Origin of the sequence: Bacillus sp. 165 (genome assembly GCF_017742235.1) — a bacterium.
Taxonomy (GTDB): domain Bacteria; phylum Bacillota; class Bacilli; order Bacillales; family Bacillaceae_G; genus JAGHKQ01.
Map to the genome: position 1 here is coordinate 40717 of NZ_JAGHKQ010000007.1, position 23666 is coordinate 64382.

At 39.5% G+C, this 23666-nt stretch carries 22 protein-coding genes and 2 other annotated features; of the genes, 2 read left to right on the forward strand and 20 right to left on the reverse strand.

What is annotated here, in order from left to right; translation table 11 throughout:
* Positions 1-5: 5 nt before the first annotated feature.
* The 14 genes from J7Q84_RS12135 to cymR all read right to left on the reverse strand — a co-directional run bounded on the left by J7Q84_RS12135 (position 6) and on the right by cymR (position 13675).
* Complete coding sequence (locus J7Q84_RS12135) at positions 6-647, reverse strand: O-methyltransferase (RefSeq protein ID WP_209094831.1); 642 nt, start codon at positions 645-647, stop codon at positions 6-8.
* Between the two features lie 290 nt (positions 648-937).
* Positions 938-1978: an endolytic transglycosylase MltG gene (mltG, locus tag J7Q84_RS12140; protein ID WP_247739245.1), complete on the reverse strand. Its 1041-nt coding sequence runs from the start codon at positions 1976-1978 to the stop codon at positions 938-940.
* Between the two features lie 192 nt (positions 1979-2170).
* Positions 2171-2452 carry a DUF1292 domain-containing protein gene (locus J7Q84_RS12145; protein ID WP_209095008.1) on the reverse strand — a complete coding sequence of 94 codons (282 nt, stop codon included), beginning with the start codon at positions 2450-2452 and terminating at the stop codon, positions 2171-2173.
* Between the two features lie 16 nt (positions 2453-2468).
* Positions 2469-2885, reverse strand: a complete 417-nt coding sequence (gene ruvX / locus J7Q84_RS12150) for a Holliday junction resolvase RuvX (protein ID WP_209094833.1) — start codon at positions 2883-2885, stop codon at positions 2469-2471.
* Positions 2886-2887: 2 nt separating this feature from the next.
* On the reverse strand, positions 2888-3154 hold the full coding sequence (locus J7Q84_RS12155; protein WP_209094834.1) for an IreB family regulatory phosphoprotein: 267 nt from the start codon (positions 3152-3154) through the stop codon (positions 2888-2890).
* Between the two features lie 68 nt (positions 3155-3222).
* Positions 3223-5865: an alanine--tRNA ligase gene (gene alaS / locus J7Q84_RS12160; protein ID WP_209094835.1), complete on the reverse strand. Its 2643-nt coding sequence runs from the start codon at positions 5863-5865 to the stop codon at positions 3223-3225.
* A gap of 94 nt (positions 5866-5959) precedes the next feature.
* Positions 5960-6167: a binding site (T-box leader), on the reverse strand.
* 42 nt (positions 6168-6209) lie between these two features.
* Positions 6210-7271 (reverse strand): AI-2E family transporter, encoded by a 1062-nt coding sequence (locus J7Q84_RS12165; RefSeq protein WP_209094836.1) that lies wholly within the window; start codon positions 7269-7271, stop codon positions 6210-6212.
* Positions 7272-7354: 83 nt separating this feature from the next.
* Entirely contained in the window at positions 7355-7483 is a 129-nt protein-coding gene (locus J7Q84_RS12170; RefSeq protein WP_209094837.1) for a YrzQ family protein, read from the reverse strand.
* Positions 7484-7500: 17 nt separating this feature from the next.
* Complete coding sequence (locus J7Q84_RS12175; protein ID WP_209094838.1) at positions 7501-7692, reverse strand: hypothetical protein; 192 nt, start codon at positions 7690-7692, stop codon at positions 7501-7503.
* Between the two features lie 115 nt (positions 7693-7807).
* The gene (gene recD2 / locus J7Q84_RS12180) at positions 7808-10147 is read right to left on the reverse strand and encodes an SF1B family DNA helicase RecD2 (protein ID WP_247739235.1); all 2340 of its coding nucleotides are present in this window, start codon (positions 10145-10147) and stop codon (positions 7808-7810) included.
* A 12-nt stretch (positions 10148-10159) separates the two neighbouring features.
* A complete protein-coding gene (locus tag J7Q84_RS12185) occupies positions 10160-10816 on the reverse strand; it encodes a tetratricopeptide repeat protein (RefSeq protein WP_209094839.1) in 657 nt (218 codons plus the stop codon).
* 118 nt (positions 10817-10934) lie between these two features.
* Positions 10935-12053, reverse strand: a complete 1119-nt coding sequence (gene mnmA / locus J7Q84_RS12190) for a tRNA 2-thiouridine(34) synthase MnmA (protein WP_209094840.1) — start codon at positions 12051-12053, stop codon at positions 10935-10937.
* 26 nt (positions 12054-12079) lie between these two features.
* Positions 12080-13222, reverse strand: coding sequence for a cysteine desulfurase family protein (locus J7Q84_RS12195; protein ID WP_209094841.1), 1143 nt, complete (start codon positions 13220-13222; stop codon positions 12080-12082).
* 36 nt (positions 13223-13258) lie between these two features.
* Positions 13259-13675 (reverse strand): cysteine metabolism transcriptional regulator CymR, encoded by a 417-nt coding sequence (cymR, locus tag J7Q84_RS12200; RefSeq protein ID WP_209094842.1) that lies wholly within the window; start codon positions 13673-13675, stop codon positions 13259-13261.
* Between the two features lie 383 nt (positions 13676-14058).
* On the opposite strand from cymR, the gene J7Q84_RS12205 reads away from it, so the two are divergent.
* Both J7Q84_RS12205 and J7Q84_RS12210 read left to right on the forward strand, forming a co-directional pair.
* On the forward strand, positions 14059-15324 hold the full coding sequence (locus tag J7Q84_RS12205; protein ID WP_209094843.1) for a replication-associated recombination protein A: 1266 nt from the start codon (positions 14059-14061) through the stop codon (positions 15322-15324).
* 70 nt (positions 15325-15394) lie between these two features.
* A complete protein-coding gene (locus J7Q84_RS12210; protein ID WP_209094844.1) occupies positions 15395-16036 on the forward strand; it encodes an RsfA family transcriptional regulator in 642 nt (213 codons plus the stop codon).
* A gap of 30 nt (positions 16037-16066) precedes the next feature.
* Here the strand turns inward: J7Q84_RS12210 and J7Q84_RS12215 are convergent, their stop codons facing one another.
* The 6 genes from J7Q84_RS12215 to J7Q84_RS12240 all read right to left on the reverse strand — a co-directional run bounded on the left by J7Q84_RS12215 (position 16067) and on the right by J7Q84_RS12240 (position 23599).
* Positions 16067-16834: a tRNA threonylcarbamoyladenosine dehydratase gene (locus J7Q84_RS12215; protein WP_209094845.1), complete on the reverse strand. Its 768-nt coding sequence runs from the start codon at positions 16832-16834 to the stop codon at positions 16067-16069.
* A 289-nt stretch (positions 16835-17123) separates the two neighbouring features.
* Positions 17124-18899, reverse strand: a complete 1776-nt coding sequence (aspS, locus tag J7Q84_RS12220) for an aspartate--tRNA ligase (protein WP_209094846.1) — start codon at positions 18897-18899, stop codon at positions 17124-17126.
* Between the two features lie 12 nt (positions 18900-18911).
* Positions 18912-20183, reverse strand: a complete 1272-nt coding sequence (hisS, locus tag J7Q84_RS12225) for a histidine--tRNA ligase (RefSeq protein WP_209094847.1) — start codon at positions 20181-20183, stop codon at positions 18912-18914.
* Positions 20184-20250: 67 nt separating this feature from the next.
* Positions 20251-20477, reverse strand: a binding site (T-box leader).
* A 65-nt stretch (positions 20478-20542) separates the two neighbouring features.
* The gene (locus J7Q84_RS12230) at positions 20543-20719 is read right to left on the reverse strand and encodes a hypothetical protein (protein WP_209094848.1); all 177 of its coding nucleotides are present in this window, start codon (positions 20717-20719) and stop codon (positions 20543-20545) included.
* A gap of 230 nt (positions 20720-20949) precedes the next feature.
* A complete protein-coding gene (gene dtd, locus J7Q84_RS12235) occupies positions 20950-21390 on the reverse strand; it encodes a D-aminoacyl-tRNA deacylase (RefSeq protein WP_209094849.1) in 441 nt (146 codons plus the stop codon).
* Positions 21391-21403: 13 nt separating this feature from the next.
* Complete coding sequence (locus J7Q84_RS12240) at positions 21404-23599, reverse strand: RelA/SpoT family protein (RefSeq protein ID WP_209094850.1); 2196 nt, start codon at positions 23597-23599, stop codon at positions 21404-21406.
* Positions 23600-23666 lie beyond the last annotated feature (67 nt).

A 23666-nucleotide genomic window follows, 5' to 3' on the forward strand; every position in this document is an offset into this window, starting at 1 on the left:
ATCGTTCATCCCTTCTTTTTGCTAACGGCTACTCCATCCCCAACCGGAAAGATTGTTGTATCGTAGCTTTCATGTCCCATTAGCCATTCATTATAGCTTCTTATCTTCGTTACTAAACTTCTTTTCCGTTTATTTTCAATCGTTCCCCCCGCAACAAGACCACGGAAGAGAACATTGTCGGTGATTATAACGCCATTTTCATCAAGCAATCCTTCATACAGTTCAAAAAAGCGTTGATACTGTCCTTTTGCCGCATCGATAAAAATAACTTGAAACGTCCCATGCTTTTTCACTTCTTCAAACGTTTCCAGCGCATCTCCATAGATTAATGAGAGTTGTTTTGCAGAATGAGAACGACCGACGTATTCCTTTGCTTTTTCATAGCGTTCCTCATCCCTCTCAATAGTAACAATACTCGCCTTCGGAAGAGCTTGTGCCATACGAATTCCTGAGTATCCTATTGCAGTTCCAATTTCCAAAATAGAAGACGGCTGAATTAATCTCAATAACTGCAGCATAAATTCCATCCCTAATTTGTCCATAATCGGGACAGTATGCAAGTGCGCGTATTCTTCCATTTCTACAATAAGCGGGTCCTTGTTATGAATAAAGGAAGACAAGTACTCATATATTTCATTTTGTTCCATAGGAACCTCCCTTAACAATACGCCAATAAAATAAAGAGCCCCGTTTTGCCATTTCGGCATGGAGCAAGGAACACAGATAGGAAAAGTACAAAAGGATTCTAAATCTTTCATTGTAGCTTTTGCTTTCCTTCTTTATATTAAATCCTTTCAAGAGAAAAGAGCCTATACAGCATTATATTGTAATTTCTTCCCTCATAAGGAAAGAGGACATTTTTTATTTTGAGCCCGATATATTTTAACATAAAACAAAAGGATATGCGAATTTTTCACACACCCTTTGTAATACATAACTATTTCTTTTGTGTAATATATTTTGCTTTTGCCGCGTTATGTTCAGCCAGTGTCTTCGAATAAATAACCTCACCTTCTGAAGTTGCCAAGAAGTAATAATACTCCGTTTTCGCAGGCTGCAATGCCGCCATTACTGATACTTTTGCTGAATTAGCAATCGGCCCAACAGGAAGTCCCTTAACGATATACGTATTATATGGAGAATTTACCTTTAAATCACTGTACAATACACGTTCTTTATGTTTGCCTACTGCATATAACACCGTAGGATCGGTTTGCAGAGGCATATTGACAGCAAGACGATTATAAAAGACACTAGAAATATTTTGGCGATCTGTTGTGCTCGTAGCTTCTTCCTCAATCAAAGATGCTAGAGTCAGTGTATCATGTACATCTAATTTCTGCTCGTCCATAAGCAATTTGTTCTTCTTAATTAGTTGATCAGTTTTAGTTAACATCGGTTTGATGATGTCTTCAATGGTATTTTCTTCTTTATAGAATGAATATGTTGCCGGGAATAAATACCCTTCCAGCGGATACTTAATATTCGGATTGAATATTTTATCCGTAATGAGTGTGGGATAACTAGCTTGCAGCTGCTTTAAGAAAGCTGGATCATTTAATTGCTGAATAACCTGCTCTTTTTCCATTTTAAACTCTGCTGCAATCTTCCCTGCAATTTCAACAAGCTGACTACCTTCCGGAATTATCAATTTATGCTTGATGGTTACATACGTTTTTCCAGACGCCAATATATCGATAATTTCTTGCACATTCATTCCAGGACTTAATAAATATGGCCCTGCCTGCAGTCCAGTTTCTGATTTATATTTGGCATAATACCGAAACACAGTACCGCTTTTGATAACCTTTTGTTCCTCAAGCAGCTTTCCAATAGAAGCAGTGGAAGTACCGGGCTGAATAGTAACTTCAATCTTCTCGTCACTATTCTTTGCTAGAGGCTGCAACGATAATATCACATAATAAACTGAACTTACTGCAATAATCACTGTAAGTAACAAGCTTATGAAAAAAAACATGCGCTTTTTCCTTCGCTTGTTATAGCTGTTGTTTATAAGCAAATAAGTGCCCCTCCTTAATATAATCTTCACCATTATACTATAAAAAAACGATAAATTTCGATATAATTTGACAACCTTAGTTTCACAAACATGTATTTCCTATATACACAAAAAAAGCGAGCTCATCAGCTCGCTTTTTTTGTTATTCCTCTATTCCTCGTCTTCTTCATCTTGGAATGTATTAAATACCTCTTGTACCATTTCCCATTCTTCTTCGGATTCAATTGGAAGAAGTTTTCCTCCTTCAACATCATCGCTCTCTTCAAAAATCATAGCATCGTATACAGGCTCTCCATCTTCGTCTACTTCTCCAACCGGAGAAAATACAACATAAGCTTTCGGCCCAAATTGCTCTGATTCGAATGTTAAAACGATATCACATAAAATTTCATTGCCGCTTTCATCAACGATAGAAAATTGATTTTCATCTATCATGTTTTTCACCTCATCATTGTTTGCTATCTAAGTAGCTTTGTAAAATTACCACTGCTGCCATTTTATCAATGACCTGCTTACGTTTCTTACGGCTTACATCAGCTGAAATTAACAACCTTTCTGCCGCCATAGTGGAAAGACGCTCGTCCCAAAGCACAACTTCCATATTGAGAACCTCTTGCAGGCGCTCTGCAAATTGCTGACACGCTTCGCCACGCGGGCCAATTGTACCATTCATATTTTTTGGGAGCCCCACTACTATGCTATCCACATTATAGCCTTTTACTAATTCTTCGATTCGCTCAAAACCAAATTGATTGCGTTCTTCATTGATTTTGATTGTTTCAATGCCTTGTGCCGTCCAACCCATTTCATCGCTGATTGCGACTCCAATGGTTTTCGTGCCGACGTCGAGTCCCATTATGCGCATGATTAGTCCTCACGATGATGTTTTAAGTATGATTTTACAAGCTCTTCAATCAGCTCATCGCGCTCCAGCTTGCGAATAATATTTCTCGCATCTTTATGACGAGGTATGTATGCCGGATCTCCGCTTAATAAGTATCCTACAATTTGATTAATCGGATTATATCCTTTTTCTTGAAGTGCATCATACACCGTAAACAAAACATCGTTAACATGAACGCTTTGTGTTTCTTCTTGAATGCTGAATTTCATTGTGTTATCGAATGAGTCCATACCAAGCACCTCACTTTAGTGGTATAGGGAGAAAAAACCTCTCCCTATAATCTTACACCAATACACCCTTAATTTGAAGCTGATTTGATATACTCTTCTACAAATGCGAGAGCATCATCGACTTGCTCTGGATTTTTCCCGCCTGCTTGCGCCATATCCGGACGTCCGCCGCCGCCGCCGCCGCAGCGAGATGCCACTTCCTTCACAAGCTTGCCGGCATGATATCCTTTTTCAACTAGGTCTTTTGTTACTCCTGCCAATACGTTTACTTTTCCTTCATTCGGAGAAGCCAGAACAATCACAGCAGAACCAAGCTTATTCTTCAAGTCATCTACCATTGTACGCAGATTGTTCATGTCAGCAGCATTTACTTTGCTCACAAGAACCTGAACACCATCGATGTCACGTACTTGATCTGCTAAGCTTCCAGCTTCAATATTGCTTAACTTCGCAGCAAGAGATTCGTTTTCCTTTTGCAACTGCTTCACTTCAGCAAATAAACCATCCACTCTTGTTAAAATGTCTTTTGGATTTGTTTTTAACTTTGCTGCTGTTTCTTTTAATAAATTCACTTGACCATTCATCAGCTCGTAAGCCGCTTTTCCTGTCACTGCTTCGATACGGCGTGTTCCTGCTCCTATACCAGATTCGGAGATCACTTTAAAAATACCGATAGAAGCTGTGTTATCTACATGGCAACCGCCGCAAAGCTCTAAACTGTAGCTTCCTACTTGAACAACACGCACTACGTCGCCGTATTTCTCGCCAAATAACGCCATTGCCCCCATAGTCTTCGCTTCATCTAACGATTTTTGTGAAATTTCTACAGCAATACTATCCCAAATTTTTTCGTTTACGATTCTTTCAATTTGTTCCAATTCCTCTGGCTGCACTTGTCCGAAATGAGAAAAATCAAAGCGTAAACGTTCTGAGGTCACTAACGAGCCCGCTTGGTTTACATGCGTTCCTAGTACATCTTTTAATGCTTGATGCAACAGGTGAGTGGCTGTATGGTTTTTTACGATGTTAACACGCTTTTGTTCATCAATATGAGCTGTTACTTTCGCATTTTCACATAATACTCCTTCTTGCACAAGAATTTTATGCAAATGTTGACCATTTGGAGCTTTTTGCACATCTTTGATAACCGCTTTTACGCCTTCGCCAATTAAATACCCTTGGTCTGCAATCTGACCGCCGCTTTCCGCATAAAAAGGAGTGGTATCTAATATAACATGAGCTTCCTGACCTTCCGACACTTCTTCTGCATAGTCTCCATTTTGTAAAAGAGCCACAACTGTACTGTCTGTTTGCAGATCGCTATATCCGACAAAACGGCTAGCTACTTTAATTTCTCCTAATACACCGCCTTGCACTTGCATGGAATCTACCTCTTGGCGTGCTGCTCTTGCACGCTCACGCTGTTTCTCCATCTCACTTTCGAATCCGTCATGATCCACTGTCATTCCCGCTTCTTCTGCATATTCATCTGTCAGCTCAATCGGGAAACCATATGTGTCATATAATCGAAACGCATCTTCCCCGGAAATAATACTGCTGCCCGTTTTTTTCGCTTTTTCTATAACATCTGACAAAATTGCTTCACCTTCATGAAGCGTTTCATGGAAGCGCTCTTCTTCGTTTTTAACTACCTTTTGGATAAATTCTGTCTTTTCTTTTACCTCTGGATAAAAATCAACCATGATTTCGCCCACTACTGGAACAAGCTCATACATAAATGGACGGTTGATATTTAATTTTTTCGCATAACGTACAGCACGACGCAGCAAACGGCGCAGTACATATCCGCGACCTTCATTAGAAGGAAGAGCTCCATCTCCTACTGCAAATGTTACTGTACGGATATGGTCAGCAATTACTTTAAATGCTGTATCCTTTTCTTGATCGCCTTTACGGTATTTTTCACCTGAAATAACTTCCGTAGCTTCAATGATTGGTATAAATAAATCCGTATCAAAGTTTGTCGGCACATCCTGTACAACAGAGGTCATACGCTCAAGCCCCATACCCGTATCAATGTTTTTCTTTGGAAGCGGAGTATATGTACCATCCGGATTATGATTGAATTGGGAGAACACTAGATTCCATACTTCTAAATAGCGTTCATTCTCGCCTCCTGGATATAATTCCGGATCATTTGAGTCGTTTCCATAAGATTCACCGCGATCATAGAAAATTTCTGTATTCGGACCGCTTGGACCTTCTCCGATATCCCAGAAGTTGTCCTCTAAGCGAACAATACGATCCTTCGGAACCCCGATATTTTCATTCCAAATCTGGAATGCCTCTTCATCTTCCGGATGAATAGTAACATGCAACTTATCTTTATCAAAGCCAATCCACTTTTCACTTGTTAAAAATTCCCAAGCCCAAGTGATTGCTTCTTCTTTGAAATAGTCTCCGATAGAGAAGTTTCCAAGCATTTCAAAGAACGTATGATGACGAGCTGTTTTCCCTACGTTTTCAATGTCATTTGTACGGATAGATTTTTGTGCATTTGTAATGCGCGGATTTTGAGGAATAACACGTCCATCAAAGTATTTCTTTAATGTCGCAACCCCGCTGTTAATCCATAATAGGGATGGGTCATCATGTGGAATAAGAGATGCACTTGGCTCTACAGAGTGCCCTTTTTCCTGAAAAAACTCTAAATACATTTGGCGAATTTGTGCGCCTGTCAGCTTCTTCATAATTTGTTCCTCCTTTATTCTAAATCAACCATTATAAAATGTTTTTCAAGTCGGCTCCGCTTTTTATAGACAAACAAAAAACTCCCGCCCCTGCTAAAGGGACGAGAGTTGACTCGCGTTACCACCCTAATTATGAACAAAAACTGTTCATCACCTCAAGTCGCCGTAACGTGGCAAGACGGCAGGGATTAGCTGCTCTCAGGATTAGCCTTCTGTTGCTCTTCATCTAGAGTTTCTTTCAGCCTGAGGAAACTCCTCTCTTAAGACGGGCTGCAACATACTCGATCCTTCATAGATTTGTTTAGTTCATTTATGCGCCATTATAAATAATTATTTGAATTTTGTCAATGCTTAGCGAGAAGTGTTCTTGTATGTATAATAACGACACGTAAAACTGCTAAAACCGGAACTGCTAAAATCAAACCAACAATTCCCCCTACTTCCCCTCCTACCAGTAAAGAAAGCATAATAACAATTGGATGCATATGCAACGACTTCCCTACTATGTATGGAGAAAGAATATTACTTTCTACAAATTGTAGTATAGCCAATACCACTACAGCTTTAATCACCATATTGGTTGAAATAGTAGCAGCCACAACCAAAGTTGGAATAGCTCCTAAAATCGGACCAAAGTATGGAATAATATCAGTAACCCCAATAACTACTCCAAGCAATAAAGGGTACTTAATTTTAATAAACCAAAGTGCAAGAGATGCGAAGCCGGCTAAAATCGAACAAATTAATAACTGACCGCGAATATAGCTGCCTAATGATTTATCTATGTCTGCTGCCACACGTTGTCCTTCACTTCTCCACTTCTGTGGTACCATTTTCCAAAAAATATGATAAAACTCTCCGTAGTCCTTTAACAAATAAAATACGATAAATGGAATAAGAACAATGATAAGAAGCGAATCAAGCAACCCGCGCGCTGTACTCACCATTCGATTAAGCAATGATTCCATTTTTGCTTCTATGCCTATAAAAGCGAGCTTAATTTTTTCATTAATAAAATGAGGGAAGTTCTTTGTTTCTGATTGAATGCCATCAGTCCATTTTTCGTACATCTCAACAAATTGAGGCAAATTTTCATTCATCTCTCTCATTTGAGACACAGCTATCGGAATGCCTTTATACACTCCGTATCCTATTCCCCCAAAGAATAAGATATATATTAATAAAATAGCCAACGTACGAGGCACTCCCTTTTGATGGAGCTTTTCGATAAGGGGATGAAGCAAATACGCTATAAAATACGCCGTTAAAAATGGAATAAGAACAAGCTTTACTAGTGTAAGAACGGGGGCCCACATGGGCTTTAACTTTAAAAAAACATAAAAACATAAAAAAAGGAGCAGCAATAAGCCTAGACGATATATCCAAATCAGCTTCAAGTTTTTCACATGTATCCCTCCGTTACACATATTGTGTAACCATATTGGAAATTTATACAAAATCCCTCATCTGTTATGATGAGGGATTTTTACTACATGTAAGACTTAATCATTTTTCGCATCTTTTTCATATTTCTTCGAGAAAATACACCGTGTTTAGCTGCATATTGGTAGGCTGCCGCTCCTACTCCAAGTGCAACTAGTGATGATTTCAATTTCAAGCTCCATCACTCCTTGGCTACATGCTGATTGTACGTTCGTCATCTCCGAATAAATCATCTAATGAGCTTAATGAACCATCTTCTTCTACCTGATGTGTATAGATAACCCCTTTTGCCACCGAAAGCTCAATAAAACAGTTCCAACAATAATATTGGTTGACACCGATTTTTCCAATATCTTTTCCTTTACAGTTGGGACACTTAAACAAACCGCTCCATCTCCTTATTCCGATGTTTTCTAATAGAGCAGTATTCCCAAACTGAACTGACTTTATACGAGGCAAAAGTGACGAGCATTTCTATACACTTATAATGTTACTCTGTTTACATAAAATCATAAGGCGAAATGTTTTCCATTTCATCTTCTTCCAAGGAAGGCATTTCCTCAAATCTTTCTTGTAATTTTTGGCATAACGATGTTTGACGTTCATTATCACTCTTTTTGTTTATTCCATATTGAAATGCTTCAGGCTCGCCGCATAAAATTAAAAAGCGTTTACTTCGAGTAATGGCTGTATAAATTAAGTTCCTCCGGAGCATTCGGTAATAGCTTTTGACAACGGGCAAAATCACAATAGGAAACTCGCTTCCCTGTGATTTATGGATAGAGCAGCAATAAGCATGCGTAATTTGATTAAAATCTGATTTTGTGTAAGTGACTTCAATTCCATCAAACGAAATAACCATCATATCCTGCTGTTCAACATTTTCCTTTGCATAAAAAACAGACACAATTTCACCAATATCCCCATTGAATACTTGGCTTTCCGGCTGGTTTACGAGCTGTAGTACCTTGTCTCCCACTCGATAAATAACTTCCCCATGATGAAGCTCTCGCTTTTTATTAACATTCGGGTTAAATACCTCTTGCAGCGAACTGTTTAATACATTAATTCCTGCCGGACCCCGATACATAGGAGCAAGAACTTGAATATCACGAGCTGTAAATCCTTTTGCTTGTGCATTTGTACACACTTGTTTTACTACTTCAACTACTTGGGCATTGCTGCACTGCAGAAAAGAGCGATCTCCTTGCTGCTTGCTAATATCTTGAGGAACTTCTCCATTTTTAATAGCATGAGCGAGCTGCACAATAGAAGAGCCATCTGCTTGCCTGTATATTTCCGTTAATCGTACTGTGGGAAGCAAACCAGAAGAAAGCAAATCCTTTAATACTTGTCCCGGACCAACAGACGGAAGCTGATCTTCATCTCCGACAATGATGACTTGAATCGTAGATGGAAGCGCCTTAAACAACTGATTTGCAAGCCAAATGTCAACCATCGAAAATTCATCTACAATCAGTAGTTTCCCTTGAATTGGGTCATGTTCATCCCGTTGAAACGATCCCTCCTGAGTATAACCAAGCAGTCTGTGAATTGTGCAGGCAGGCAAACCTGTTGATTCACTCATTCGTTTTGCTGCTCGTCCAGTAGGAGCTGCCAATAAAATAGGAAATGGCTTTTTCTCACCGTAATCTTTTGGATCTAATGAAATTCCATGAAGGGCTGCATACATTTCCACAATCCCTTTAATAACTGTTGTTTTCCCTGTACCTGGTCCCCCTGTCAAAACCATGACAGGATGATGAATTGCCGTTTGAATCGCTTCTTTTTGTAAAGGAGCATATTGCACTTGCAGGCTTTCCTCAATGTTTCCCAGCGTCAGTAAAAATTCAGATTCTGGAAATTCCTCTATCTCTTCTTCCCTATTCAATAAACGGTGAAGGGAAGAAACAACCCCTTTTTCTCCGTAATAAAGAGAGGCTAAATAGATGCGCTCTTCTTCTATTACTACCTTCTCATCTTGTGCCAATGATACTATTTCCTGCAAAATATCGTCATCTGTAACTTTTGTTTCTTGATTGTTCAGCAGCGACATCGTTTGGGAAAGCAACAGATTCTTCTCAAAGTATACATGTCCTTCTTGCAGAGAAACATGCTCTAGTGTATATAAGCATCCAGCCCGAATGCGGTCGGAATGATTACCCGAGATGCCAAATGCTTTCCCAATTTCATCTGCTCGTCCAAAGCCAATACCATCTACATCTTCAATCAATTGATATGGATTGGTACGAATAACCTCCAATGTTTGCTCGCGATAGGTTTGGTATATTTTAATGGATAATCGGGTTCCAAATCCGTATCCGCTTAAAAAGCTCATTACTTTTTCTAATCCTTGATGCTCTATAATGGTTTGATATATTTCCGTTGCTTTTTCTTTATTTACAATTCCGCTTAATACGGAAGCATCATCCATAATTTTAGAAATCGCTTCTTCCCCAAGTTCATTTACAATTTTTTCTGCTGTTTTTTTTCCAATTCCTTGAAATAGATTACTTGATAAATATTGGATGAGACCATTTTTCGTTTGGGGCATTTCTTTTTTAAAACTTTCAATATGGTACTGCACTCCGTAACGAGGATGATCTTTGAAACAGCCGTAAAGGGTGAACACCTCTTCTTCATGTATGCGCGGAAAGTGACCTGTTACAATAATTTCTTTTTCATTGTGATTTTCGTTTGTTTCGATAATCTTCATTCGCACAACAGAATACAAATTTTCTTCATTATGAAAAATAGTGTGCAAAGCCTGCGCTTTTATGTATTTTTGTTGTTCCTCAAACAGGTCCATTGAATCTTGCACATTGTCACCTTCCTTCATTTACACATGAGACTATTGTTTATCTTTCAGTAAGCGGACAGCGTTGCCCGCCAATAGATGATCCGCCTGATGAGCCAATGCTTTTTCAAACATATTCAGAGCTTGTTCTTCATTTTCCTCAAACGCATAGACAACCCCTAAATTATAATAAGCATCTGCGTGTGCTTCATCTTGTTGTACTACTTGTTCGAATATTTGTTTTGCTTCTTGAAGATGATTTATCTTCGCTAAACACAGTCCGTATTGAAATAATGCTTCAGTATCTTGCGGATTCAATTCTGTGGCACGCTGTAAAAATGGAAGCGCCAGTTTGTCATGTCCCAATTGTACATAGGAAAAGCCAAGCATGAAATACACATCGCCTTCTTGCAGGCCATGCTGCACGGCATGCTCAAACATCTCCTTTGCTTCTGTAAATCGTTCCTGTTGATAATACACATTGCCTAAGCTGTAATAAGCTGTTGCTGATGTTTCATCCAGCTCAATTGCTCTCTTATAAAACGATACGGCACGATCCAAATCTCCTAATGCATCCAACAAATTCCCAAAGTTAATATAGCCGACTGGATTATCCGGATGCTCCTCGATTTCCTCCGTAAACAGTTTGGCAGCTTCTTCAAATTTCCCTTCTTGCATATATTGAATTCCTTGTTCTAGTTTTGATTTCATTTTTTTCACCTCATTAATATGAATTATATCGGGAATTACTGTATTATGCCAAGAAAACCGTTACTCTTATCCATAGATACAGAAGAAACCTCAGCGCAAAAGCTGAGGTTTCTATCTCTTATCCTAAATACCATAATTTTTCGCTATTTCGGTATACTTCATCTATTGTAGCTCCACCTAAACACTCTTCTCCATCATAAAAGACAACTGCTTGTCCCGGTGTAATAGCACGAATCGGTTCGTCACATATAATACGAACAGTATCATCATCTGAAATATGAACAGTTACGCTGTTATCTGCTTGACGATAACGGAACTTTGCCGTGCATTTAAATTCTTTTTCTTTTGGTGTATCACTTACCCAGCTTATTTTCGTTGCAATTACCTCGTCTCCATACAATAAATCGTTATGGAAGCCTTGATCTACATACAAAATATTCTCTTTCAAATTCTTACCAACAGCAAACCATGGGTCGCCGTTTCCGCCAATTCCAAGGCCGTGACGTTGTCCGATTGTATAATACATGAGACCATCATGTTTTCCTTTTACTTCCCCTGATAAGGTTTGCATTTGTCCCGGCTGTGCAGGCAAATAGTTGCTCAAAAACTCTTTGAAATTACGCTCTCCGATAAAGCAAATCCCCGTGCTGTCTTTTTTAGAAGCTGTTGCCAAGCCCGCTTCTTTGGCCATTTCGCGGATTTCAGGCTTTGTATAGCCTCCTAATGGAAACATAACCTTAGATAGCTGCTCTTGAGTGAGCTGATTTAAAAAGTAGGTTTGGTCTTTATTATCGTCAACGCCGCGCAGCATTTTGTACTCATCATCACGGTATTCTACACGAGCATAATGACCCGTTGCCAAATAATCTGCTCCTAACGTTTTGGCATGCTCTAGAAACGCTTTAAACTTGATTTCCTTGTTGCACATCACGTCTGGATTAGGAGTACGGCCTGCTTTGTATTCCTCTAAAAAGTACGTAAACACTTTGTCCCAGTATTGCTTTTCAAAGTTAACTGCATAATAAGGGATTCCAATTTGGTTACATACCTCAATTACATCATTATAATCTTCAGTAGCTGTACATACTCCGTTTTCATCTGTGTCATCCCAATTTTTCATGAACACACCGATTACGTCATATCCTTGCCTCTTCAAAAGCAATGCAGCTACAGATGAATCAACGCCGCCTGACATCCCGACAACCACTCTTGTTTCATGCGGTAATTTGTTGTCCATCCCTTACACCTCCTGTAAAAACTGATCTATGCTGTTAATCGTTTGATAATTTTCACGGTCTCGTAGGCTGCTTTTTCAACTTGTTCTCTCGTATTACTATAGCCAAAGCTAAAACGAATGGACGAACGGGTTTTGTCGGAATCTTTTCCAAACATCGCCACTAATACATGAGAAGGGTCTATTGAGCCGGCTGTACATGCCGAGCCACTCGATACAGCGATACCTGCTAAATCTAAATTGACCAGGAAGGACTCGACATCAATTCCTTTAAAGCTCACATTTAGAATATGAGGCAAACAATAGTCTTGTCTTCCATTAATTTCAAACGAAATTCCTTCACTTTGGAAGATGGATAACATTATATCCTTAAACATATGGTATTGGTTAGTTTTTTGCTCACGCTCTTGTGCAGCTAGTCTGACAGCATGATGCAACCCTACTGCTCCTGGCACATTTTCAGTACCTGCTCTTCGTTTCCGCTCCTGTTCTCCCCCGGTTACCTGCGGGCTCAAAGCAACGTTTTGAGCAGCATATAAGAAGCCAAATCCCTTCGGTCCATTAATTTTATGGCTGGAGATAGACATTGCATCAATTTTTAATTCTTTTACATTAATCGGGAGCATGCCGTAAGCTTGTACCGCATCGGTATGAAAAACAGCTTGATGGTCTCGAAGCGCTTCTCCTATTTCTGCGATTGGCTGTATCATACCTACCTCATTGTTACCAAACATAATAGAAACCAATATAGTATTTTCAGTCAATGCTTGCTGCAAGTCTGTCACTGAAATTCGACCAGCCTGGTCTACTGGTAAATACGTCACCTCAAACCCTTCTTTTTCAAGTGCCTTACATGTATTTAAAACAGCATGATGCTCGATAGCACTCGTAATAATATGATTTCCTTTATGGCGATTCGCCCTTGCAATCCCAAGCAATGCCAAGTTATCCGCCTCTGTTCCCCCGCTTGTAAATACAATTTCGTTCGGCTGAGCACCAACGCTTGCAGCACACGCCCTGCGCGCTTCATCGATTGCCTGGCGGCTTTGTCGTCCAAAAAAGTGAATGCTCGACGGATTGCCAAACATCTCTGTCATATAGGGGATCATTTTTTGCACCACTTCTGGATGGGTGGGTGAGGTTGCCGCATGATCTAAGTAAATGCGTTCCATTCTATATTCCTTCTTTCTTTAATACTGAGCCCAAAACTAAATAAAAAACATATATCCTTGCTGATTTTCTTCATCATATCGTACTAAGTCTTCGAGCGTCGTGCTGTCTAATACTTCTTGGACTGCATCGCGAACACGCTCCCATAACTGCCTCTGAGCCGGTTTTTCTTCTTCCAGCATTTCAACCGGACTGATAGGTCCCTCCAGCACACGGATAATATCGCCTGCTGTAATATTGGCTGGTTGATCTGATAAAACATACCCTCCATATGCACCTCTTGTGCTTTTTACTAATCGAGCATTTCTCAATGGAGAAATGAGCTGCTCTAAATAATGCTCAGATAATTCATGTGCTTGTGCGATAGATTTTAAAGAGATTGGCCCTTCTCCATATTTTTTAGCAAGATCAATCATAATAGTTAAACCGTAACGGCCTTTTGTAGAAATTTTCAATCGTTCCACCCCAACTTTTTTATATCATCTATTTGTTATGTACATTTTCTCAGTTATATTTAGTGTTGCCAAAAGAACTGAATTTGTAACTTAGCTTCAAAATAAGCCCCTAAAATTATAACATACAATGACAGTCTAACAAATTTCAACTCTTGTTTGATAAATGATAAGATAAAGTGGGGCTTCCATCAGAGGAGGTTCTTTCTTCTTCAGTGATCTAAAGGAGCGGTTAAAATCACAGAAATAATCAATAAAAATTCTCTATCATGGAATCAATCCAGCCTTTCATACAGAGTTTTTGGATGAATGCTTGCTAGAGATACTATAAAAATATTGCACATTTTTTATATGATAAAAAGAAACTGTTGTTAGGAGAGAAAAAAATGAAGCAACCACTTGCCTTCAGAATGAGGCCAAACTGCCTAGAGGATGTCATAGGACAGCAGCATTTAGTCGGAGAAGGGCGGATTATACATCGCATGGTTCAAGCGCAGCATTTGCAATCTATGATTTTATATGGTCCTCCCGGTGTAGGCAAAACCTCGATTGCAAAAGCTGTTGCTGGCAGTACAAAAACGCCCTTTCGTATGCTCAATGCTGTTACTCATAATAAAAAAGATATGGAAATTGCCGTAGCAGAAGCAAAAATGTCTGGCCGTTTAATTTTAATACTGGATGAAGTGCATCGCTTAGATAAAGCGAAGCAGGATTTCTTGCTTCCACACCTAGAAAATGGACTGCTTATTTTAATTGGAGCTACCACTAGTAACCCATTTCATTCTATTAACTCCGCTATTCGCAGCCGCTGTCAAATTTTTGAACTGAAGCCTTTAACATCAAAGGATATTTTGATAGGATTGCAGCGTGCACTTGAAGATAACCATAACGGACTCGGTACATATCCTGCATCTGTTTCAAAAGAGGCGCTTTTGTATCTTTCAGAGCGTTCAGGAGGGGATATTCGCTCTGCCTACAATGCGCTTGAACTTGCTGTTTTATCAACTCCGCAAAATAAAAACGGGACAATTGAAATTACCCTATCTATTGCTGAAGAATGCCTGCAGAAAAAAAGCTTCGTTCACGATAAAGACGGAGACTCTCATTACGATGTTCTTTCAGCTTTTCAAAAAAGTATTCGAGGAAGCGATGTGAATGCTGCCCTTCACTATTTATCAAGGCTTATCGAAGCGGGCGATCTGCCTAACTTAACTAGACGACTCATTGTCATTGCTTATGAGGATATCGGCCTTGCGAACCCTCAAGCTGGACCACGCACACTGGCTGCAGTCGAAGCAGCAGAACGAATTGGGTTTCCAGAAGCACGCATTCCACTTGCCAATGCAGTAATTGAACTTTGCTTATCCCCAAAATCTAATTCAGCGTATCAAGCGATTAACAGCGCTCTGCACGATTTGCGAACAAAGAATATTGGAGATATCCCTGCTTATTTAAAGGATGCTCATTATGCTGGAGCCGCATCTCTTGGACGAGGAGTCGGCTACTTGTATCCTCATGATTTTCCAAATGGGTGGGTCAAGCAGCAATACCTGCCTGACAATATACACAATCGCGTATATTACGAGCCAAAAGAAACAGGAAAATTTGAACAGTCTCTAGCAGCTGTATACGCACGCTTACAGAAAAAATAATAATAGAATAAAAAACACTCTTGCGGTAAAGCTAAATGAAAACAAAAGCGATACTGGAGGATAAAAATCTATGAAAGTTCGCCAAGATGCATGGTCTCCGGAAGATGACTTCCTTCTTGCAGAAACCGTGCTCCGTCATATAAGAGAAGGAAGTACACAACTAAAAGCGTTCGATGAAGTCGGAGATCACTTGAATCGTACATCCGCTGCGTGTGGATTTCGCTGGAATGCAGAAGTGCGTCAAAACTATGAAGAAGCTGTACAAATCGCCAAGAAACAGCGTAAACAATTAAAACGTGAAGAGGTAGCTAAAGAAAAAAACAGGACGCCTCTACGGCAGTCACCCAAAAAACTCATCATTGATGCTGAATTCTCAGAAGAAATGGTACCAAAATCATTCGAACTTTCTATGGATGCCGTTATTTCCTATTTACAAGGCTTACAGGTGCACGATCAAAATATAAATGCCGTTCAACAGGAGCATACACAATTAACACGAGAAAATGATGAGCTGCGCAAGAAAAATGATGCTCTCGAAAAAAGAATACGTAAGCTTACTGAACAGCAAACAGCAGTTCAAGAAGATTATGAAACTTTAGTACGAATTATGGAACGTGCACGAAAGTTGGTGCTTCTTGATGAGACGGATAACCGCATTGCCCCTATTTTTAACACAGATCAAAATGGAGAGCTAGAAATTATATCAAAATAAAAATCCTCCCGAATCGGGAGAATTTTTATTTTATTCTTGTCCAACTCGCTGGAGCATTACATTTTTTAACAACTCACGTATAACATAGCTTGCCATAATCAATCCTGCTACTGAAGGAACAAAGGCATTTGAGGACGGCGGCATTTTCGCTTTGCGAATTTTTGTATTCTCATCAGGTACGATTGATTGACGAACATCTTCTCGAATTACAATTGGACTTTCGCCAGAAAATACTACCTTTACCCCTTTTTTAATCCCTTCTTTCCGTAACTTCGTACGAATTACTTTTGCAATTGGGTCAGTATGTGTTTTCGATATATCAGCAATTTGGAATTGTGTGGGATCCATTTTATTGGCTGCTCCCATGCTGGAAATAATTTTAATTTTGCGTCTTAAGCATTCTTTAATTAAATGGATTTTATACGTAATCGTATCAGAAGCATCTACCACAAAATCTAAGCCATGGGAGAAGAACTCCTCATATGTCTCTTCTGTATAGAACATTTGCAGCGCGATAACCTCACACTCTGGATTAATATCAGCAATACGTTGTTTCATTAGCTCTACTTTCGATTGTCCAACCGTAGATAAAAGTGCATGAATTTGACGATTGACATTCGTGATATCTACAACATCCTTGTCAACTAGCACCAACCGCCCCACACCTGAACGAGCTAAAGCTTCTGCTGCAAAAGAACCTACACCGCCAATTCCTAGCACACCTACTGTACTGTTTTTTAATATTTCAAGCCCTTCTTTTCCAAAGGCCAATTCATTACGAGAAAATTGATGTAACATACACTCTCACTCCTACTGCAAAATAGTCCAATTTGTATTTTACCCTCTTTTCCTACTATTTGTATAGAAAAAGTTACAAAGAAAAAGCCGAGTACAGACAAATCATCCATGCTCAGTCGTTATTAGATAGTTGTATCCCTAGTTGTTAAGTCTAGTGATAGTCCTTTCTCTACTATGTCATTCTTTTCATTACGCACCTGCATACATAAAAACACCTCAATAATACGTTCTTAACCAATAAAAAAATCCTATGTGAATTAGTATATCCACATAGGATCGTATTGATAGGTTATTCTTTTTCGATTCTTTTTAACTGCAAGTGAAGTTCATCTAACTGAGCTTCAGCTACTTCACCTGGAGCATTAGTTAACAAGCAGCTTGCACTTGCTGTTTTTGGAAAGGCAATAGTATCGCGAAGATTCGTTCTTCCTGCTAACAGCATAACTACACGGTCTAGCCCTAATGCAATTCCGCCGTGCGGAGGAGTTCCATATTCAAACGCCTCAAGTAAGAAGCCAAACTGCTCTTTTGCCTCTTCCTTTGTAAAGCCCAATACGCTGAACATTTTTTCTTGAATCTCGCGCTCGTAAATACGTAAAGAACCACCGCCAAGTTCATACCCGTTTAATACAAGGTCATATGCTTGCGCACGTACTCGAGCCGGGTCTGTATCTAATAACGGAACATCTTCACGCAGCGGCATTGTGAATGGATGGTGTGCTGCAAAATAACGGCCTGCTTCTTCATCGTACTCTAAAAGCGGCCAATCTGTTACCCAAAGGAAATTGAACTTGCTTTCATCTATTAATTCAAGCTCTTTTCCAAGCTTTAAACGCAACGCTCCTAAGCTGTCCGCTACAACTGATTTTTTGTCAGCCACAAACAACAATAAATCTCCTGCTTCCGCTTGTAAAAGCGTTGTAATTGTTGCACTGTCTTCTTCATTAAAGAATTTTGCAATTGGTCCTTTTAAACCGTCTGCTTCTACCTTTAACCATGCAAGCCCTTTTGCTCCGTAAATTTTCACAAATTCTGTTAAGGCATCAATATCTTTACGAGAATACTTATCTGCTGCTCCCTTTGCATTAAGCGCCTTCACTTGTCCACCGCTCTCTACTGCGCTTGTAAATACTTTAAAACCGCAGCTCGCCGCAAATTCAGAAAGGTCAGTCAGCTCCATTGAAAAACGAGTATCTGGCTTATCAGATCCATAACGGCCCATCGCTTCATCATAAGTCATGCGCGGGAACGGAGTTGGAATCTCCAGGTTCTTTGCCTGTTTCATCACAGAAACCATCATTACTTCCATCATTTCAATGAGCTCATCCTGCGTCAAAAAGGATGCCTCAATATCAATTTGCGTAAATTCTGGCTGACGGTCAGCACGTAAATCTTCATCACGGAAACAACGTGCTACTTGATAGTAACGCTCAAAGCCGCCTACCATAAGAAGCTGTTTAAAGATTTGTGGAGATTGCGGCAATGCATAAAATTCACCAGGATGCACACGGCTCGGTACTAAATAATCACGCGCTCCTTCTGGCGTGCTCTTCGTTAAAATAGGAGTTTCTACTTCTAAAAAGCCTTCGTTATCCAAGAAATTACGCATCGCCTTTGTTATATTGTGTCGCAGCTTGAAAGTTTCAAGCATAACCGGACGACGTAAATCCAAGTATCGATATTTCAAACGTACATCTTCTGAAACATCAGTTTGATCTGCAATAACAAATGGAGGAGTTTTCGCACTGTTTAAAATAGCTAGATCAGTGGCTTGGATCTCAATCCCCCCTGTCGCCAAGTTTTCATTGACTTGTCCTGTCGCACGCTCTACTACTGTCCCTGTAACTTGAAGAACATATTCATTTCGAACTGTTTCTGCTTTTTCTAAAGCTTCTTGTGAAACTTCAGGACTAAATACTACTTGCACAAGCCCCATACGATCACGCAAATCGATAAAAATTAATCCGCCTAAATCTCTACGCTTTTGCACCCAGCCTTTCAACTGAACTTGCTTGCCAATATCTTCTACTCTCACTTCTCCACAATGATGGGTTCTTTCAGCCATTTTTGTCTCCTCCTACAACGCTTTTTCTGCTAAATAAGAAACAAACAAATCTAATCCTACTTCCTCTTGTTGTCCTGTATTCATGTCTTTTACATTAATGATATTACGTTCCAGTTCATCTTCCCCTAATACAGCGACAAACTTGGCGCTTGCACGGTCTGCTGCTTTAAATTGCGCTTTTACTTTGCGGTCTTGATAATCCTTATCACAAGTAAGTCCTGCCTTGCGTAAGTCAAATAGCAGCTTCGCAGCTTGATCTTTTGCTTTCTCTCCTAATGCCACTACATAGCAGTCCATTTTTTGAAGAACAGGAAGCTCAATTTTCTCTGCTTGTAATGCCATCAACAAACGCTCAATACTTAATGCAAAACCAATCCCCGGTTCTTCTGGTCCGCCAATTTCTTGAACTAATCCATTGTAACGGCCTCCGCCGCTTAGTGTTGTGATAGCTCCAAATCCCTCAGCCTCACTCATGATTTCGAACACAGTATGCTGATAATAGTCCAAGCCTCGTACAAGATTCGGATCTTTTTCAAACGGGATTCCTACCAGGGTCAGCAGTTCTTGTACTTTTTCATAGTATACTTGAGAGCTTTCATTTAAGTATTCAGTAATGGATGGAGCAGTTTTCATCAGTTCATGATTGCGGTCTTTTTTACAATCCAAGATACGAAGCGGATTTTTGTGAAGCCTTGTTTGACAGTCGCTGCAAAACTCTTGAATTCGCGGCTCAAAATGATTTACCAATGCTTGTCGGTGCGCTTGACGACTCTCTGTATCTCCAAGGCTGTTAAGCATCAGCTTTACATTTTTTAGCCCGAGTCCTTTATAAAATTCCATGGCTAATGCGATTACTTCTGCATCAATGGCAGGATCATTGCTACCGATAGCTTCAATTCCGAACTGAACAAATTGACGATATCGGCCAGATTGCGGTCGTTCATAACGGAACATCGGCCCAATATAAAACAGCTTTGTCGGCTGAGAGGCATCTCCATACATTTTGTTCTCGACATACGAACGGACAACAGAAGCTGTCCCCTCTGGACGCAATGTTAAGCTTCGCTCCCCACGGTCCTCGAAAGTATACATTTCCTTTTGGACAATGTCCGTTGTATCTCCCACACCGCGCAAAAACAATTCTGTATGCTCAAAAATTGGCGTACGAATTTCTTTATAATTGTAACGACGGCAAATATTTCGGGCTTGTTCCTCGATATACTGCCATAACTCTACTGTTCCAGGAAGGATATCTTGTGTTCCTCTTGGAATTTGAATGGACATAACATTCTCCTCCTCATTCAACAAAACAATTTCTATACAAAAAAACTCTCGTCCCTACTTGAAAACAAGTAGGGACGAGAGTTTAATACCCGTGGTGCCACCCTAATTGAAGCTAAAAGCTTCCACTTTTTAGTTAACGCCTAACACGTTCTGCTCCTAATAAGCCATGCCTTTCAGAGCGAAACCTACGGAGTGTTCTTTCGATAAGTCATCATGTAGAAATGCTTGCAGCCTAAGGCATTCCCTCTCTATTCATGTGTATTCTTATGTACTCTTCTCCATCATCGGTTGTAGCTATGTACTTGTAAATTAGAATTTGTTTATTACTATACGTTTCCATTATAAAAATGTCAAGACTTTTATGAACGCTCTAATCTTTTTTTCAACTGTTTCACATCATTCAATGAAATCCCAAACTCACTTGCAAGCTCCATGGACGAAACGCTCGGATCTTTCGACGAAAAATCATGGAAATTCACATGAAACAGCTGATTAGCACTATTGATTACGTTATTGCCTCTTTCATTCATTCTCATACATTTTTCCCTCGCATTCTTGTAGACGTTATTTTTCTATCTTTCCATGTTTCCCACAGAGATATTCATCGTAAAGCATGTTTTCCGTTACTTTAACCTGTCAGTACTGCTATCTAATTTTTTACTAAGTGCTTAGGTGCGTAGCCCTACCTATAGCTTTCCAATGCCTTTAGCTTATATAAGGAAAACATATATAAATAAAAACACTGAACGGTAGCCGTTCAGTGTTTTTATTTACTTTCTACAATTAAGGTAACAGGACCATCATTGACAAGACGAACATCCATCATCGCCCCAAATTCACCAGTTTCTACATGAATCCCTTGCTTACGAAGTTCCTCATTAAAGACATCATAAATATGTTTTGCATGGTCCGGCCGAGCTGCTGCCATAAAATTCGGGCGCCTTCCCTTTTTACAATCTCCATATAAGGTAAATTGAGATACAGACAATATTTGTCCGCCTACATCCAATAAGGAATGATTCATTTTTTCTGCTTCATCCTCAAACACACGTAAGTTGACTATCTTTTCCGCTGCATAAGCAGCATCCGCTTCCGTGTCTTCATGAGTCACTCCAACAAGCAGCATAAAACCAAACGGAATTTGTCCTACTATGTTATTATCAACTGTCACGGATGCTTCTTTTGTACGCTGTACTACTATCCTCATTCTCGAACCCTTTCTAGTGCATTAATCTTCGTACTGAATATATATCCCGCACTTGCTTGATACGATCTACTACCTTCTGTAAATGATGCAAATTATTAATGGAAATGGACATGTGAATAGTTGCCATTTTATTTCGGTCGCTTCGCCCTGAAACGGCAGAAATATACGTTTTTGTTTCATTCACTGCCTGCATTACTTCATTCAGTAATCCCCTTCTGTCATACCCTGAAATTTCAATATCCACATTATACTCGATTTCTTTTTCAGGACTGCTTTCCCACTCTACATCTAAAAGACGGTCTTGTGCCTCCTCTATTTGCACATTCACACAATCTGTACGATGAATAGACACACCTCTTCCTTTTGTAATGTACCCAACAATTTCATCGCCTGGCACCGGATTGCAGCATTTTGACAAGCGAATCAATAAATTGTCCACACCACTTACTTTAATTCCGGAATCACGTCGCTTAATTTTCATCGGCATACGAACTTCGGTAATTGCCTTATCTAATAATAGTCCTTCCTGCTCCTGCTTCTTCCGAAACTTGTCTGCCAAACGTGTCACAATTTGTGCAGCAGTAATGCCGTTATAACCAACGGCTGCATACATATCTTCCTCATTTGCAAAATTAAATTTCTCAGCTACTCGTTTTAAATTTTCAGACGTTAATACTTCTTTTATATCGTATTCAAGTCCTTTTAGCTCTTTTTCAACTAATTCTTTTCCTTTTTCAATATTTTCATCACGACGTTGCTTTTTGAAAAACTGGCGAATTTTATTTTTTGCATGAGAAGTTTGGGCAAGCTTTACCCAATCTTGGCTTGGACCATACGAGTGCTTTGATGTTAAAATCTCAATGATATCACCAGTCTTTAGTTTATAATCTAAAGGAACCATTTTACCATTAATTTTTGCTCCAATTGTTTTATTGCCAATTTCCGAGTGAATGCGGTAAGCAAAATCAATTGGGACAGAGCCTAAAGGGAGCTCCAGGACATCTCCTTTTGGCGTAAACACAAATACCATATCTGAGAATAAATCGATTTTTAAAGATTCCATAAACTCTTCTGCATTGCTGGCATCATTCTGCCATTCCACGATTTGACGAAACCAGGTTAACTTTTTCTCTAATGACTCATTCTCTGTTACAGGTTTTCCTTCTTTATATGCCCAGTGAGCCGCGATACCGAACTCGGCAATTTCATGCATTTCTTTTGTACGAATTTGTACTTCAAGCGGCTCTCCCTTTGGACCAATTACAGTCGTATGAAGAGATTGATATAGATTTGCCTTTGGCATAGCAATATAATCCTTAAAACGTCCCGGCATTGGCTTCCAGCATGTATGGATAATCCCTAATACTGCATAACAATCTTTAATACTATTTACAATGACACGTACAGCTAACAAATCATAAATTTCATTGAATTGTTTATTTTGCAGCACCATCTTACGATAAATGCTGTAGATATGTTTCGGCCGTCCTGAAATCTCAGCATGGATGGATACTTCAGACAATTTGTCATGAATCCCTTCCATAACCGTTTCTAAATATTCCTCCCGCTCAGCTCGTTTCTTTTTCATTAAATTAACGATACGGTAATATTGCTGCGGGTTTAAATAGCGCAGTGCCGTGTCTTCAAGCTCCCATTTGACAGTAGAAATTCCAAGACGATGAGCAAGAGGCGCAAAAATTTCTAAAGTTTCATTTGCAATGCGCTGTTGTTTCTCACTTGGCAAATGCTTTAAAGTTCGCATATTGTGCAAGCGATCCGCAAGTTTAATTAAAATCACACGAATATCCTGTGCCATTGCAACAAACATTTTACGATGATTTTCTGCTTGCTGCTCTTCTTTTGATTTATATTTAATTTTGCCTAGCTTGGTCACTCCGTCCACAAGCATAGCCACTTCGTTGTTGAATTCTCGTTCTATGTCTTCTAATGTTACTGCCGTATCTTCAACGACATCATGAAGAAATCCAGCAGATACAGTCGCCGGGTCCATTTTTAAGTCTGCTAAAATTCCAGCTACTTGAATAGGATGAATTATATACGGCTCTCCAGACTTTCGATATTGCTCACTGTGTGCTTCCCGTGCAAATTCATACGCACGTTTCACCAGTTCTCTATCATCCTTATTCTCTAGATATGCATTTGCTTTTTCAATTACTTGTTCTGCAGTTAGAACTTGTTCATTCGCCATTGAATCACCTTTTTATTCCTGTTATTCGTAAAAGCTCCGCTTTAACAAGCAGTATAGTACCTAGTTA